11 protein-coding genes are annotated in these 15,007 nt (G+C 75.2%); 4 read left to right on the top strand and 7 right to left on the bottom strand.

The annotated features are described in order from the left end of the window. The first annotated feature begins 2 nt into the window (after positions 1–2). Positions 3–797, top strand: a complete 795-nt coding sequence (locus tag KPF47_RS21555; protein ID WP_224390601.1) for a hypothetical protein — start codon at positions 3–5, stop codon at positions 795–797. Here KPF47_RS21555 and KPF47_RS21560 read toward each other — a convergent pair. The 3 genes from KPF47_RS21560 to KPF47_RS21570 form a co-directional block, all read right to left on the bottom strand. Then, positions 780–1,589: a maleylpyruvate isomerase family mycothiol-dependent enzyme gene (locus KPF47_RS21560; RefSeq protein ID WP_224390603.1), complete on the bottom strand. Its 810-nt coding sequence runs from the start codon at positions 1,587–1,589 to the stop codon at positions 780–782. The two genes, KPF47_RS21555 and KPF47_RS21560, sit on opposite strands and share 18 nt — an antisense overlap. After that, positions 1,559–2,398, bottom strand: coding sequence for a fumarylacetoacetate hydrolase family protein (locus tag KPF47_RS21565; protein WP_224390604.1), 840 nt, complete (start codon positions 2,396–2,398; stop codon positions 1,559–1,561). Before KPF47_RS21565 ends, KPF47_RS21560 begins: the two co-directional genes overlap by 31 nt. Before the next feature lie 453 nt (positions 2,399–2,851). Continuing rightward, positions 2,852–5,224 carry a xanthine dehydrogenase family protein molybdopterin-binding subunit gene (locus KPF47_RS21570; protein WP_224390606.1) on the bottom strand — a complete coding sequence of 791 codons (2,373 nt, stop codon included), beginning with the start codon at positions 5,222–5,224 and terminating at the stop codon, positions 2,852–2,854. Positions 5,225–5,335: 111 nt separating this feature from the next. Here KPF47_RS21570 and KPF47_RS21575 point away from each other — a divergent pair, with 111 nt between their 5' ends. After that, positions 5,336–6,985, top strand: coding sequence for a fumarate hydratase (locus KPF47_RS21575; protein ID WP_224390608.1), 1,650 nt, complete (start codon positions 5,336–5,338; stop codon positions 6,983–6,985). A gap of 133 nt (positions 6,986–7,118) precedes the next feature. On the opposite strand, the gene KPF47_RS21580 is transcribed toward KPF47_RS21575, so the two are convergent. From KPF47_RS21580 to KPF47_RS21590, 3 genes are read right to left on the bottom strand one after another with little or no spacing between them, the layout of a single operon-like run. Beyond that, positions 7,119–9,845: a bifunctional GNAT family N-acetyltransferase/acetate--CoA ligase family protein gene (locus KPF47_RS21580; RefSeq protein ID WP_224390610.1), complete on the bottom strand. Its 2,727-nt coding sequence runs from the start codon at positions 9,843–9,845 to the stop codon at positions 7,119–7,121. 8 nt (positions 9,846–9,853) lie between these two features. After that, complete coding sequence (locus KPF47_RS21585; protein WP_224390612.1) at positions 9,854–11,026, bottom strand: acetoin utilization protein AcuC; 1,173 nt, start codon at positions 11,024–11,026, stop codon at positions 9,854–9,856. 34 nt (positions 11,027–11,060) lie between these two features. After that, entirely contained in the window at positions 11,061–11,978 is a 918-nt protein-coding gene (locus KPF47_RS21590; RefSeq protein ID WP_224390615.1) for a sulfurtransferase, read from the bottom strand. Between the two features lie 93 nt (positions 11,979–12,071). Here KPF47_RS21590 and KPF47_RS21595 point away from each other — a divergent pair, with 93 nt between their 5' ends. Then, positions 12,072–12,788 carry a metal-dependent transcriptional regulator gene (locus tag KPF47_RS21595; protein ID WP_224390616.1) on the top strand — a complete coding sequence of 239 codons (717 nt, stop codon included), beginning with the start codon at positions 12,072–12,074 and terminating at the stop codon, positions 12,786–12,788. 15 nt (positions 12,789–12,803) lie between these two features. Then, positions 12,804–13,772 (top strand): UDP-glucose 4-epimerase GalE, encoded by a 969-nt coding sequence (galE, locus tag KPF47_RS21600; protein WP_224390617.1) that lies wholly within the window; start codon positions 12,804–12,806, stop codon positions 13,770–13,772. 32 nt (positions 13,773–13,804) lie between these two features. Here the strand turns inward: galE and KPF47_RS21605 are convergent, their stop codons facing one another. Beyond that, positions 13,805–14,941: a DUF4192 domain-containing protein gene (locus KPF47_RS21605; protein ID WP_224390619.1), complete on the bottom strand. Its 1,137-nt coding sequence runs from the start codon at positions 14,939–14,941 to the stop codon at positions 13,805–13,807. Between the last annotated feature and the right edge of the window lie 66 nt (positions 14,942–15,007).

Genomic DNA, 15,007 nt, shown 5'->3' on the forward strand with positions numbered 1-15,007 from the left:
GGGTGCGCGGGCTGTTCCGCCGGACACCGCTGGAGCACCCGACCGGCCCGCTGGAGGGCCACAAGCTGGCCTTCCCGATGCTGTCCGCCGACGGCACGACGGCGGGCTTCAGCGGGGTGACGCTCGGTCGGGCGCACGTCTACCGCACCGTCGACGACGCGGTGTGCGCGCACGGCTGCCGGCACGCGTCCCCGTCGCGGTGGTGCGACTGCGGGTTCTACTGCTTCCACACCGCCGACGACGCCCGCGAGCTGGCGTGCGCGCCCGAGCACCAGGGCGCGATCCTGCTCGAGGTGGCCGCGTCCGGCCGGTTCCGCCGCTACGAGCTGGGCCTGCGTTACGCCCGGCAACGGGTGCGCACGATCCGGATGCGGCCCTGCCGGTGCGGCTCGCGGGTCGCGGTGCTGGCCGACACCGGGTCCGGCCAGCACGGCTGGCGCAGGCTGGAGCCGGTGTGCCTGCGCTGCGCCGGGGCGCGCCCGGTGCTGTCGGCGCAACGGTTCGCCGAACTCGCCGACCTCACCCTGCTGCCCGACGACCTCGCGGCAGGCCCGCTGACCACCCCGGACCCGGTGGGGACCGGCGAGGACCCGCACGACGCCGAGCCCGCCGACGGGGCCATGGGCGACCCGGTCGCCACGGCGGGCGCGGTCGCCGTGCTCACCGCCGAGATGGCGCTGCTGCAGGCCCGGCTCGACGAGATGGCCCGCCAGCTGGGGCGCGCGACCGCACGCCTGGACGTCCTGGAGGGGCGTGACCGTCCCGCGGCGGAACCGGGCTCAGAGCCAGACCGGTAGCGGCGGGGGGAGCCTGCCGTCGGCGTCGCGCAGGCCCTTGTCGAACGGACGGCCCAGCAGCCAGGCGATGATGTCGTGCGCCTTGCCGCGGACGGTGCCGAGATCGCGCGGCTCGGCGCCGTCCGGCCCGGCGGGGCCGGGCCCGAACTCGAGCGTCGCGCCGGTACGGACCTCCTCGATCCGCACGTGCGGGCAGCCGGGCCTGCGTTCCAGCCGGGCGACCACGTCGGCGACCAGGACCTCCCGCATCGGGATGGGCAGGTCCTTGAACGAGGCGCCGACGTCGAGGTCGACGGCGTGGATCCACACCTCGCGCGCCCGGTTCCACGGCACCGCGGTCACCGGCATCTCGACGCCCTGTGGGTTGCGCACGGTCGCCGACCAGGCCTTCTCCGGCATCGAGCGCACCGCGTCGGCGAGTCGGTCGGAGGCGGCGACGACGTCGGCGCGGATCTCGTCGGAGCTGCGGACGGCCCCGGCCTCGATGTCGGCGTCGCGGGAGGCGGCGTCGGCGTAGGCCGGGGTCTCGACACCGGTCCGCGCCCAGGTCAGCAGGTTCACCATGGCGTCGGCGTTGCGGGCCAGGTGGGTGAGCACGTGCGCGCGGGTCCAGCCCGGCAGCGCCGAGGGGGCGCGGAACGCCTCGCCGGCCATCCGGGTCATCAGCCCGCGCAGGTGGGCCTGGCCGTCGGCGGCCCAGGCGAGCGCCTCGGCCACCGGCGGCGGGACGGTGGGCCGGCCCTGCGCTGCGGGGCCGGGAGTCACCGCACCGCCCGGCACACGTTGCGGCACTCGCCGATCCCCTCCACCGCGGTGACGATCTCCGCACCGTCGGTCAGGTATCGCGGGGGCGTGCGCGCGTCACCGACGCCGCCCGGGGTGCCGGTGGCGATGACGTCCCCGGGGTTGAGCGTGAGGATCTCCGACAGGTAGACGACGAGGTCCACCGCGCCGAAGACGAGCTGGTCGGTCGTCGAGTCCTGCATGGTCTCCCCGGACAGCTCGGAGAAGATCCGCAGCGACCCGCCGGCGGCCGGGTCGGCGGGCAGCTCGTCGGGGGTGACCAGCACCGGTCCGAGCGGGGTCGAGTGCTCCCAGGTCTTGCCCTGCAGGAACTGCTTGGTGCGCCGCTGGTAGTCGCGCATCGAGACGTCGTTGAGCACCGTGTACCCGGCGATGGCGGCAGCGGCCGACTCGCGGTCGGCGCGCCGGACCGAACGACCGATGACGACGACGAGCTCGGCCTCGTAGTCGACCCGGTCGGACTGCTCGGGCAGCTCGATCTCGTCGTACGCGCCGATCAGGGCGGGCGCGTACTTCCCGAAGACCGTCGGGTACTCGGGCAGCTCGTTGCCCATCTCGAGCACGTGGTCGCGGTAGTTCAGACCGACGCAGATGATCTTCTCGGGCGACGGCACCAGCGGCGCGTAGTCCAGTCCGGAGGTCTCGTGCACCGGACCGTCCGCACCCGCGGCGTGCTCGGCCCAGTCGGGGCGCTCCAGCAGCGCCCGTACGTCGGCCTCCCCCGTCTCGACGGCGGTGTCGCCGTCGACGCGCACCGCCCGGTGCCCGGTCGCGGTCCGGATCGTCGCGAGCCTCATCGTGCGGGTGCCTCCCGGTATCGGTTGCCGTCCGGCGGAGAGTCTGCGCCACCGGGGGCCCGCGGAACAGTCAGGGGGTGGGTTACCGCGCGTCCCGGCCGGTGGACGGGCCGAACTCACCCGTACGAGTGACACGGTCGACGGACCGCGACACGCACTCCGCCACCACGGCGACGGGGACGACCCCGTCCGGGAACCGTCCCACCGGCGCGGCGCCACCCGTCCCGCCCCCGGGTGACCGCCCACCGCGCCGAGAGCCGGGTCGCCCGCGGCACCCCCGCCGGCCCAGCGGCGGGGCGACCCGCAGCCACACCCGCTGTCGGGTAGCCACACCCGTTGCAGCAGGTGTGGATGCCGGACAGCGGGTGTGGATCCGCCACGGCACCCCGCCGGGCGGCCGGGCGGCGACCGTGCCCTCCGGTGGCCGGCCCGTGCCGGTCGCGGGACGCCGGGTCAGATCGCGGCGTCGTCCTCGGCGCCCCCGCCGCGCACCGGCAGGTCGTCGAACACCGCGGGCGGCTCCCGCCAGGCGTCCTGCGGCGCGCCGGCGCGCGCCGCGGCGACGGCCCGCCACACCCGCTCGGGCGTGCAGGGCAGGTCGACGTGCCGCACGCCCAGGTCCGACAGCGCGTCGACCACGGCGTTCTGCACGGCCGGGGTCGACCCGATCGTCGCGGACTCGCCGATGCCCTTGGCCCCCAGCGAGTTGAGCGGGGTCGGGGTCTCGGTCGTCGAGGTCTCGAAAGAGAACAGGTCGGCCGCGGTGGGGATCGTGTACGCGGCGAGACTCGAGGTCAGCGGCTGGCCCTCGTCGTCGAACAGGACCTCCTCGTGCAGCGCCTGCGCGACCCCCTGTGCCAGGCCGCCGTGCTGCTGTCCCTCGACGAGCAGCGGGTTCAGGATCCGCCCGCAGTCGTCGACGGCGACGTGCCGGAGCGGCGTGACCCGCCCGGTCTCGGTGTCGACCTCGACGACCGACAGGTGCGCACCGAACGGGAAGGTCGCGCCGTCCTGGGCCGAGTCGAGCCCGACGTGCAGCTCCTCGCCGGTCGCGGTGGCCTGGCGGTGCACGTCCGGCCAGGTCACGGTGGGCCCACCGGGCACGCCGGCCACCCCGAAGGTGCCCTCGTCGCTGATCTCGACGTCCTCGGCGGCGGCCTCCAGCAGGTGCGCGGCGAGCTTGCGGGCGCGCTCGTACAGCTCGTGCGCGGCCTCGGACACCGCGGTCCCGCCGAGCTGCAGCGACCGCGAGCCGCCGGTCCCGGCACCGCGCGGGACGACCGCGGTGTCGGACTGGACGTAGCGGATCCGGTCCATCGGGATGCCGAGCCGGTCCGACACCAGCATGGCGAACGACGTCGCGTGCCCCTGGCCGTGCGCGGAGGTCCCGGCCGAGACGGTCGCCGTGCCGTCGTCGTGCACGGTGACCGAGCCGTACTCCCCGCCCCCGCCACCTGCGGTGACCTCGACGTAGACCGCGATCCCGATGCCCAGGCGCACCGGGTCGCCCGCCGCGCGCCGACGGGCCTGCTCGGCACGCAACTCGTCGTACCCCGCGACGCGCAGCGCCTCGCGCAGCGGCAGGTCGTAGTCGCCGACGTCGTAGCGGGCACCGGTGGGGGTGGTGTACGGGAAGACGTCGGGCGCCAGCAGGTTGCGCCGGCGCAGCTCGACCGGGTCCATGCCCAGCTCGGCGGCGGCGACGTCGACCAGCCGCTCCAGGTGGGCGGCGGCCTCGGGCCGGCCCGCGCCGCGGAAGGCGCCCATCGGGGTGGCGTTGGTCAGCGCCGAGACGGCGTCGTAGCGCAGGTTCGTGATGTCGTAGACGCCGGTGGCCATGAGGTAGGTGGTGCGCAGCGGCAGCGCGCCGCCGAACCCGGCGTAGGCACCCGCGTCGCCGACCACACGGACCCGCAGACCGGTCATCCGGCCGTCGCGGGTGAGGCCGAGCTCGTAGTAGCCGACCTGCCCGCGTCCGTGGGGCATCGAGACGAGGTTCTCCGAGCGGGTCTCGATCCAGGCCAGCGGCCGCCCGAGCGCCCGGGCGGCGGCGACGGTCGCGGTGTGCTCGGCGAGCACCCCGGCCTTCGCGCCGAACCCGCCGCCGACGTGCGGGGCGATCACCCGGACCTGCTCGGGCTCCAGCCCGGCCAGCCCGGCCAGCTGGGTGCGGAACCCGTGCGGCATCTGGGTGGAGACGTGCACGGTCAGCGGGAAGTCGGTGGTGGTGGGGTCCACGACGATCGCGTTGCCCTCCATCGGGACGGCGGCGACGCGCTGGTTCACCATCCGGGCCCGGACGACCACCTCCGCGCCGTCGAGCGGGTCACCGGTCCCCCGCTCGCCCGCCGCGAGGTTGTTGCCCTGGTCGGGGAACTGCAGCGGGGCGTCGTCGGCGAGGGCGGCCTCGATGTCGGTGACCGCGGGCAGCGGGTCGTAGTCGACCTCGACGAGCTCGGTGGCGTCGACGGCGGCGCGGCTCTCGGCGACGACCAGCGCCACCGCCTCGCCGACGAACCGGACCCGGTCGGTCGCCAGCGGCGGCCGCGGCAGTGCCGGGTTGAGGACCATCAGGCCGTGGTGGGCGGGCAGGTCGAGGTCGGCCGCGGTGTACACGGCGAGGACGCCGGGCGCGGCCGCGGCCTCGGTGGTGTCGATGCCGGTGAGCAGCGCGTGCGCCACCGGTGAGCGGACGAACGCGACGTGGGCGAGGCCCGCCGGTGCGTCGGCACCGTGGACCAGGTTGCCGACGAACGTGCTCGCGCCGGTGATCAGGTCGGCGTCCTCGACGCGGCGGACGGAGGTTCCCAGGATCGAGCCAGGCATGTGGCCCACACTACAGCAGTAACCGGAGGCTCGTCCGCTTAGCGCCGGTCACACGTCGCCTGCGTCTCCACCTGCGGTGCCCGCCCGGCAACGGCCGGTAGCGTCCCCGCCATGCCCGAGTTCCACCACACCGACGTGCTCCCGCTCGGCCCGGACGACACCGAGTACCGCGAGCTGGACCTGCCCGCGGGAACCGTGACCGAGGCCGCGGGCCGCACCTTCCTCGAGGTCCCGCCCGAGACGATCACCGGCCTGGTCCGTGCCGCGGTCACCGACATCCAGCACCTGCTGCGACCCTCCCACCTGAAGCAGCTGCGCGCCATCATCGACGACCCCGAGGCCTCCGGCAACGACCGGTTCGTCGCCACCGACCTGCTGCGCAACGCCTGTGTGTCCGCGGGCGGGGTGCTGCCGATGTGCCAGGACACCGGCACCGCGATCGTGGTCGGCAAGAAGACCGAGACCGTGCTGACCGGCGGCGACGACGAGGCCGCGGTGTCGCGTGGCGTCTTCGAGGCCTACCAGGAGCTGAACCTGCGCTACTCGCAGATGGCGCCGATCAGCTTCTGGGACGAGAAGAACACCGGCACCAACCTGCCCGCCCAGGTCGAGCTGTACGCCAAGCCGGGCCGCGACCCGTACTACGAGTTCCTGGTCATGGCCAAGGGCGGCGGATCGGCCAACAAGACCTTCCTCTACCAGGAGACCAAGGCGCTGCTGAACCCGAAGCGCCTCGCCGCGTTCCTGGACGAGAAGCTGCGCAGCCTCGGCACCGCGGCCTGCCCGCCGTACCACCTGGCGATCGTCGTCGGCGGCATGTCGGCGGAGTTCAACCTGAAGGTCGCCAAGCTGGCCTCGGCCCGCTACCTGGACAACCTGCCGACCGAGGGCTCGCCGCTCGGTCACGCCATCCGCGACACCGACCTGGAACAGCAGGTCCTGGAGCTGACCCGCAACTTCGGGATCGGCGCCCAGTTCGGCGGCAAGTACTTCTGCCACGACGTGCGCGTCATCCGGCTGCCCCGGCACGGCGCCTCGCTGCCGGTCGGCGTCGCGGTGTCCTGCTCGGCGGACCGCCAGGCCAAGGCGAAGATCACCCCGTCCGGGGTCTACCTGGAGCAACTGGAGCGCGACCCGGCCCAGTACCTGCCCGAGGCCACCGACGCCGACCTGTCCGACGAGGTCGTGCGGGTCGACCTGAACCGGCCGATGGACGAGATCCGCGCCCAGCTCTCGCAGCTGCCGGTGAAGACCCGGCTGTCGCTGACCGGGCCGCTGGTCGTCGCCCGCGACATCGCGCACGCCAAGATCGCCGAGCGGCTCGACGCGGGCGAGCCGATGCCGCAGTACCTCAAGGACCACGCCGTCTACTACGCCGGTCCGGCCAAGACACCGGAGGGCTACGCCTCGGGCTCCTTCGGCCCGACCACGGCCGGCCGGATGGACTCCTACGTGCAGCAGTTCCAGGAGGCCGGCGGGTCGCTGGTGATGCTGGCCAAGGGCAACCGCTCGAAGCAGGTCGTGGACTCCTGCGCCGCCCACGGCGGGTTCTACCTGGGCTCGATCGGTGGGCCTGCGGCCCGGCTCGCGCAGGACTGCATCCGCAAGGTCGACGTCCTGGAGTACCCGGAGCTCGGCATGGAGGCCGTCTGGAAGATCGAGGTCGAGGACTTCCCGGCGTTCGTCGTGATGGACGACAAGGGCAACGACTTCTTCGCCGACACCAGCGCCCCGACCCTGCAGGTCACCTTCCGCACCTGACCCGACCGCCCCGCGCGTGGCCGCACCCCGGCGACGCGCGGGGCGCCCCGGGGCGTCGCGTGGCACCCCGTGGGTGGGGTGCCACGCGTGGCGACGGGGTGCCACGGCCACCCCGCGCCCGGGCGCGGGGGGGTCAGCGCAGGCGGCGCGGTCCGGCGTCGCGGCGGTCCGGTACCGGGCCGATCGTCACCCGGGCGCCGGCGACGAACGCGCCCTGCGGCGAGGCCAGCACCGGGTCCAGGGCCAGCGAGCGGACCTGCGGCAGGTCCTCGACGAGCCGGCCGATCCGCAGCACGACGTCCTCGAGCGCGGCGAGGTCGACCGGGTCGGTGCCGCGGTACCCGGTGAGCAGTGGCGCCGCCCGCGGGGCCCGCACCAGCCGTGCGGCGTCCTCGGTCGAGACCGGCAGGACCCGGTAGGCCCGGTCGTCGAGCAGCTCCGTCGCCATCCCGGAGAGCCCGAACGCGACGAGCGAGCCGAACGAGGGGTCGTCCACGACCTCGACCGTGCAGGACGTGCCCTTCGGCGCCATCCGCTGCACGTAGACCTCCTCGGACCCGGTGACCCGCGAGAGCTCCGCGTGCGCGACGCGCAGCGCCTCCTCCGAGACCAGGTCCAGGCGGACGCCGACGAAGTCCCCGCGATGACGCCACTGGTCGGCGGTCGCCTTGATCACCACCGGGTAGCCGACCTCGCCCGCGGCCGCCACCGCATCGTCGGCGTCGGTCGCCCGGCGGAAGCCGATCACCTCCAGCCCGTAGCAGGCGAGCAGCTCGACGGCCTCGTCGTCGGTGAGGGCGCGCCGGGTGTCCGGCCCGAACGCGGCGACGAGCTCGCGTGCCCGGTCGGTGTCGATGCGCTCGGGCACCACGAACTCGCCGACGGGCGTGTCGCGCCACTGCGCGTAGCGGCTGACCCGGCCCAGCGCCGAGGTCGCCCGCTCGGGGCTGGCGAAGCTCGGCACCGACCCGCGGCCGGGGGTGCCGTCGGCGCCGGGCACCGACAGCTCGGCCGGGATGCCCTCGGCGGCGAGGAACACGGCGATCACCGGGACCCCGGCGCCGCTCGCGGCACCGCGCAGGGCGTGCGCGTGGTCCCGGCCCGCCACCGCGACCGGCGGCACGAACACCGCGATCAGGGCGTCCGGGCGGGCGTCGCCGTCCAGGGGCGCGCGTACGGCGTCGGCGAACGCCTGCGGGGAGGCCTGGGTGCCGACGTCGACCGGGTCCCCGGCCAGTTCCAGCCCCTCGTCGAGCAGACCGTCGAGCACCAGCAGGTTGACCGCGGTGGAGTTGCCGACGACCGCGACCCGGCGGCCCTTCGGCAGCGGCTGGTGGGCGATCAGCAGCGCGGTGTCGAACATCTGCGGCAGGGTCTGCACGCGGATGACGCCGGACTGCTCGAACAGTGCCTGCACGCTGGACTCGTCGATCGGCGCCCCGACCGAGGCCAGCGACGGCAGCGTCCCGGTGTGCCGGCCGGACTTCACCGCGATGATCGGCTTGGTGCGGGCCAGCCTGCGGGCGACGCGGGCGAACTTGCGCGGGTTGCCGAAGGTCTCCAGGTACAGCAGCACCTGCTCGGTTCCCGGGTCGGTCTGCCAGTACTGCATGAGGTCGTTGCCGGACACGTCGGCGCGGTTGCCCGCCGACACGAACGACGACAGGCCCAGCCCGCGGGTGCGGGCGTTGGCGAGGATGGCGCTGCCGAGCGCGCCGGACTGGCAGAAGAACCCGGTACGCCCGTGGCCGGGCATCTGCGGGGCCAGGGTGGCGTTGAGCCGCACCGACGGGTCGGGGTTGGCGACGCCGAGCGCGTTCGGCCCGACGACCCGCATCCCGTGCGCCCGTGCCTCGGCCACCAGCCGGCGCTCGGCGACGGTGCCGCCGTCGTCCCCGGCGTCGGCGAACCCGGAGCTGATCACGACCAGCACCTTCACGCCCTTGGCCAGGCACGAGTCCATGACCTCGTCGATGTTCGCGGCCGGGACGGCGACGACCGCGAGGTCGACCTCGTCCGGGATGTCGATCACCGACGGGTAGGCGCGCACGCCGCGCACCGAGCGGGCGTCGGGGTTGACCGGGTAGACCGGGCCGGTGAACCCGGCACGCAGCAGGTTCAGCAGGACCGCGTGGCCGATCTTCGTCTCGTCCGCGGACGCCCCGATCACCGCCACCGAGGTCGGGTGCAGCAGGTTCGCCACGCTCCGGGCCTCGGCGGCCTGCTCGCGCGCGTAGCGGACGGCGATCGACTTCTCGGTGGGGTCGATGTCGAACTCGAGGTGCAGCACGCCCTCGGCGAAGGCCCGCGTGACGCCGTAGCCGGCCTCGCGGAACACCCGCACCATGGCGTGGTTCTCCACCAGCACCTCGGCCTCGAACCGGGACAGCCCGTTCTCCCGGGCGGCGGCCGCGAGGTGCTCCAGCAGGATCGAGCCGAGCCCGCGGGATTGGTGGTCGTCGCGGACCACGAACGCCACCTCCGCGGAGGTGACCGGCTTGTCGGTGCCCGCCCCGTCCTGTGCGGCGGCGCCCCCGCCCGGGGTCAGCCCCTCGTAGCGGCCGACGGCGATGATCTCGTCGCCGAGCAGCGCCAGGAACGCGACCCGGGTCCGGTGGTCGACGACGGTGAACCGCTCCAGGTCCCGCGCCGAGATCCGCGGGTACGGGCCGAAGTAGCGCAGGTAGCGGGTGCGGTCGGACAGTTTGGCGTGGAAGGCGAGCAGCGCCTCGGCGTCGTCGGGCAGGATCGGGCGCAGGTGCACGATGCCGCCGTCGGAGGCGACGACGTCGGCCTCCCAGTGCCGCGGGTAGGGGTGGTCGGTGCCGGGCGCCGGGGCTTCGTCGGTCTTCTCGGTCATGGTGGGTCTCAGTCCCGCGGGTCGTCGGGGTCGAGGCCGTGCAGCGGGAACACCGCACGACGGGTCTCCAGGATCGCGGAGTCGACGCGCTCGCCGAACGAGCCGCCCCACCGCTCGAAGGCCGGGTCGGCACCGTCGGACATCGAGACCGGCAGCGGCGCGCGCGTCCGGGTCGCGGCCAGCGCGGTCCAGTCCGCGGGGATGGACGTGTCCGGGTGCAGGTCGCGGTCCAGGGCCACCGCCATCAGGTGCGTCCACGAGCGCGGGACCACCCGGTAGAGCGCGTAGCCACCGCCGCCGAGCACCAGCCACTTCCCGCCCGCGGTGGTCTCGGCCATCTCGCGCAGGGCGTGGTAGATCGCCCGGTGGCCGTCGACCGACAGCTCCAGGTTCGCCAGCGGGTCCTCGGCGTGGGTGTCGGCGCCGCACTCGGTGACCAGGACCTGCGGGCGGAAGGACTCCAGCAGCGACGGGACGACGCCGTGGAAGGCACGCAGCCACCCCGCGTCGCCGGTGCCGGGGGGCAGGGACACGTTGACGGCGTAGCCCTCGCCGTTGCCGCGGCCGGTCTCCCCCGCCCAGCCGGTGCCCGGCCACAGGGTGAGCGGGTGCTGGTGCAGCGAGATCGTCAGCACCCGGGGGTCGTCGTAGAAGCAGTCCTGCACACCGTCGCCGTGGTGGACGTCGACGTCGACGTAGGCGATCCGCTCGTAGCCCTGCTCCAGCAGCCAGGCGATCGCGACCGAGCAGTCGTTGTAGACGCAGAAGCCGGCGGCCCGGTCACGCATCGCGTGGTGCAGCCCGCCCGCCATGTTGACGGCGCGGTCCGCGCGGCCCTCGGCGATCTCGCGGGCGGCGGCGACCGAGCCTCCCGCGATGAGCGCGGAGGCGTCGTGCATGCCGAAGAAGATCGGGTTGTCGGCGGTGCCCAGACCGTGGCCGACACCGAACGGCGCCTCGGGGGCGGACTTGACCGCCGTCTGGAAGCCGGGGGTGTGCACCCGGGTGAGGTCCACCTCGCCCGCGGGTTCCGGGACGACCGGCTCGATGCCGTCGAGCACCCCCAGCCCGCGGGAGAGCTCCATCATCAGCTCCAGCCGCACCGGGTTCAGGGGGTGGTCGTCGGACAGCTGGTAGGTCAGGAACTCCGGAGTCCACACCACCGACGTGCGAGCGCTCATGGGCCGGAACCGTATGTCAGGCCGGCGGGCACGGTCACTCCCGCGCGACCCACGGCCGGTCCCCGGTCTCCGCGGGGCGCCCCGGGTCGGCACTCCACTCCGACCACGACCCGGGGTAGAGCGCGGCCGGGGCCTGCGGGGTGGTCAGCCCGGACTCCTCCAGCGCGAGCACCAGGGCGCAGGCGTTGACCCCCGACCCGCAGTACGCGCCGGCCGGGACACCCGGCGCGACCCCGGCCACCCGGAAGCGCTCGGCCAGCACGTCGGCGGGGTACCAGCGCCCGTCGGGACCGGTGTTCGCCGCGGCCGGGGTGTTGCGGGCGCCCGGGACGTGCCCGGCCCGCGGGTCGACGGGCTCGGTCTCGCCCCGGAAGCGGGCCGCGGCGCGGGCGTCGAGCAGCACACCGTCGCGGGCCAGTGCCGCGGCGCCGTCGGCGTCGACCACCGGCATCCCGCCCGGCCGCACCACCAGGTCGCCGGGCGGCGCCGGATCCGGTTCCGGCGCCCCGGCGCCCGGCGCGGTGCCCGCGACGGGCAGTCGCGCGGCCTGCCAGCCGGCGAACCCCCCGTCGAGCACCCGGACCCGCCCGGGGGCGACACCGGCCCAGCGCAGCAGCCACCAGGCGCGCGCCGCGACCGAGCCGTCGAGGTCGTCGTAGGCGACGACGAGCTGGTCGGGCGCGTCGTCCCCGACCCCGGCGCGGCGCAGGACCGCCTGCAGCGCATCGGGTCCGGGCAGCGGGTGACGGCCGCCCGGGCCGGGCCGGGCAGGGCCCGAGGACAGCTCGGTGTCGAGGTCGACGAACACCGCGCCGGGGATCCGGTGGGCGTCGTGGTCGTCCCGGCCGGGCGGACCGGCCAGGCGCCACCGGACGTCGAGCACCACCGGCCGGGCGGTGCCGGCGGCCGGGGCGGGCCCCAGCAGGCCGGCGAGTTCCGAAGGGGGGATCATGGCGCCGGACACGCGCCCCATCCTGCCCCGGACGGGCGCGACGTGCGCGGGGGCCGCGCTGGGTAGACTGGACGTCGAACGAAGGGGCCCCACGTGAACGACCTCATCGACACCACGGAGATGTACCTCCGCACCATCTACGAACTCGAGGAGGAGGGCGTCGTCCCGCTGCGCGCGCGGATCGCCGAACGCCTCGGGCAGAGCGGGCCGACGGTCAGCCAGACGGTCGCCCGCATGGAACGCGACGGACTCGTCGTCGTGGCCGGGGACCGCCACCTCGAGCTGACCGACGAGGGCCGCGGCCGCGCCGTCGCCGTCATGCGCAAGCACCGGCTCGCCGAGCGGCTGCTGATCGACGTGATCGGGCTCGAGTGGGAGCTCGTCCACGCCGAGGCGTGCCGCTGGGAGCACGTGATGAGCGAGGACGTGGAGCGCAAGCTGCTCCACCTGCTCGACAAGCCGACCGTCTCCCCCTACGGCAACCCGATCCCGGGGCTGGAGGACCTGGAGCGCGGTGACGACTCGTCGGCGTCGTCGTCGGTCCCGCCGACGCTCGAGGTCGGTCTGCAGCGGCTCGACGAGCTGGCCCGCCGCGGCGGCGGCCGCGTCGAGATCCGGCGGATCGCCGAGCACGTCCAGCTCGACTCCGACCTGATGGGCGAGCTGAAGCTGGCCGGGATCGTGCCCGGCAACGCGGTCGACGTCGGTCCGATCTCCCGCTTCGGTGACCCGGTCCCGGTGAGCTCGGACGAGGAGAAGTCGACCGTCGCTCCGCCGGTCGCGCACGCCGTGCTCGTCCGCGCCGTCTGAGGAGGATCCGGACACGTGAAGCTGCTCGTCACCGGCGGCGCGGGCTACGTGGGCAGTGTGTGTGCCGCCCACCTGCTCGAGGCCGGCCACGACGTCGTCGTGCTCGACGACCTGTCCACCGGCCACCGCGACGCCGTGCCGGCGGGTGCGGAGTTCGTCGAGGGTGAGCTCGGTGCCCGCGCCGGAGAGGTCCTGGGCCGCGGGGGTTTCGACGGGGTGCTGCACTATGCCGCCCGCTCGCTGGTCGGGGAGTCCGTCGCGTCGCCCGAGAAGTACTGGGACGGCAACGTGGTGGCCTCGTTCCGGCTGCTCGAGGCGATCCGGGAGCACGCCGTGCCGCGGCTGGTGTTCTCCTCGACCGCCGCCACCTACGGCGAGCCGGAGCAGGTCCCGATCACCGAGACCGCGCCGACCCGGCCGACGAACCCGTACGGGGCGAGCAAGCTCGCGATCGACCACATGATCACCTCCTACGCCACGGCGCACGGCCTGGCCGCCACGAGCCTGCGGTACTTCAACGTGGCCGGTGCGCACCTGTCCGGCACCGTCCCGCTGGGCGAGCGGCACGCGGTGGAGACCCACCTGATCCCGCTGGTCCTGCAGGTCGCCGCGGGCACCCGCGAGTCGATCTCGGTCTACGGCGACGACTGGCCCACCCCGGACGGCTCCTGCGTCCGTGACTACATCCACGTGGACGACCTGGCCGAGGCCCACCTGCTCGCTCTGACCCACTCGGTCGCCGGGCGGCACGACGTCTACAACCTCGGCAGCGGCCACGGGTTCTCCGTGCTCGAGGTGGTCGAGGCCTGCCGCACGGTGACCGGGCACCCGATCCCGGCCGTCGTCGCGCCGCGGCGGGCCGGTGACCCGGCGGTGCTGGTCGCCTCCAGCGAGCAGGCCGCGCTCCGGCTGGGCTGGAAGCCGTCGCGGACCGCGATCGCCGAGATCGTCGCCGACGCCTGGGAGTTCGCCCGGTCCCGCTGACCGGCTCGGACGCCGTGCGGGCACGACCGGGCTCACCGGTCGGTCCGGCCGGGCGCCAGGTGCGGGTCGAGCATCGTCGTGAGCAGCCGGCGCAGGCCGGCCGGGCCCGCCCACCGGGCGGCGGGCGAGCGGGGGTCGCGGGTGCCGTGCAGGCAGGTGGCCACCACCCCGGCGAGCACGTGGTCGGGCCGCTCGACCAGCGCGCGTTCGACCGCGCCGGTCGCGAGCGCACCGTCGCCGCGCAGCAGGGCGCACACCGCGAGCAGGGCCAGCGGGTGCGTCCGCTGCGGTGAGGGCAGGGCCGCGACCAGCACCGCCCACAGCTGCTCGGCGTCGGTCGCGCGGCGGCCCAGGCAGTGGCGCAGGGCCTCGTCGCGCACCTCGCCGAGGTCGAGGGCTCCGCACAGGGCCAGCGCGAGCCGGTCGTCGACGACGAGCCGGCCCGCGGCGGCCTCCTCCAGGCAGACCTCGAGCAGCGCGGTGCCGGTGCCGGCGGAGACCCGGGCCGGTGCGGCGCCGGAGTCGCGCAGCCGGGCCCGGCGACGGCGGAGGCCGGCGTCCCCGTCGAGCGGGGCGAGCACCGCGGCGCGGTCGGGCAGGACGACCCTGCCGTCGCGGACCGCGGCCGTGACCCCGAGGGTGGTCGAGGCCGGGTCGGGCAGCGTGCCGCCGCAGGTGCAGGGCAGGTCGAAACAGCCCCATCGGTCCCCGGCCCCGGTCCCGGTCGCCCAGAGCGCCGCGATCGGCTCGATCCCGGCGGCGAGCAGCGCCCGCCGCGCGGCGGACCCGACGTCGCCGCGGCTGCGTCGCGGGCCGGGCCCCGCCGGGCCCGGGTCGCGCACGACCACGGCCAGCGCCCGGTCGGGCGGGGCCCCGGTGAGCACGTCGACCGCGTCGGCGCACACGCGACGGGCCGACGCCGAGGACCGCGGCAGGTCGACCCGGACGGTCAGCCCGATCCGGCCGCCGGGGGGCGGCCCGGTGACCGAGACGAGGACCAGCGAGTCCCGGGGGTGGAACCCGAGCAGCACCGGGATCGCGGAGATCAGCTCGGCGGGGCGGTCGAGGGGCGGGAGCGGGCCGGGTGTCCCGGCCGACCGGCCGGGGGCGGGCGGGTCCCCCGGCCCGGGCGGTGGGTGGGCGGGGTCGGGCCGGGAGCAGGTGGTCATGGCGCCACGGTCGTCGCGGGCCGGGACCTGCAGAACCCCGTCACCCGGCCGGCTGTGGACAGAGTC

The organism is Pseudonocardia sp. ICBG1293 (assembly GCF_020131355.1).
In the GTDB taxonomy this organism is placed as follows: domain Bacteria; phylum Actinomycetota; class Actinomycetes; order Mycobacteriales; family Pseudonocardiaceae; genus Pseudonocardia.

Bases quoted from the DNA above. Each gene is read 5' to 3' on its own strand.
- KPF47_RS21565 (WP_224390604.1), bottom strand. From the start codon at position 2,398: ATGAGGCTCGCGACGATCCGGACCGCGACCGGGCACCGGGCGGTGCGC.
- KPF47_RS21570 (WP_224390606.1), bottom strand. From the start codon at position 5,224: ATGCCTGGCTCGATCCTGGGAACCTCCGTCCGCCGCGTCGAGGACGCC.
- KPF47_RS21575 (WP_224390608.1), top strand. From the start codon at position 5,336: ATGCCCGAGTTCCACCACACCGACGTGCTCCCGCTCGGCCCGGACGAC.
- KPF47_RS21580 (WP_224390610.1), bottom strand. From the start codon at position 9,845: ATGACCGAGAAGACCGACGAAGCCCCGGCGCCCGGCACCGACCACCCC.
- KPF47_RS21585 (WP_224390612.1), bottom strand. From the start codon at position 11,026: ATGAGCGCTCGCACGTCGGTGGTGTGGACTCCGGAGTTCCTGACCTAC.
- KPF47_RS21590 (WP_224390615.1), bottom strand. From the start codon at position 11,978: ATGATCCCCCCTTCGGAACTCGCCGGCCTGCTGGGGCCCGCCCCGGCC.
- KPF47_RS21605 (WP_224390619.1), bottom strand. From the start codon at position 14,941: ATGACCACCTGCTCCCGGCCCGACCCCGCCCACCCACCGCCCGGGCCG.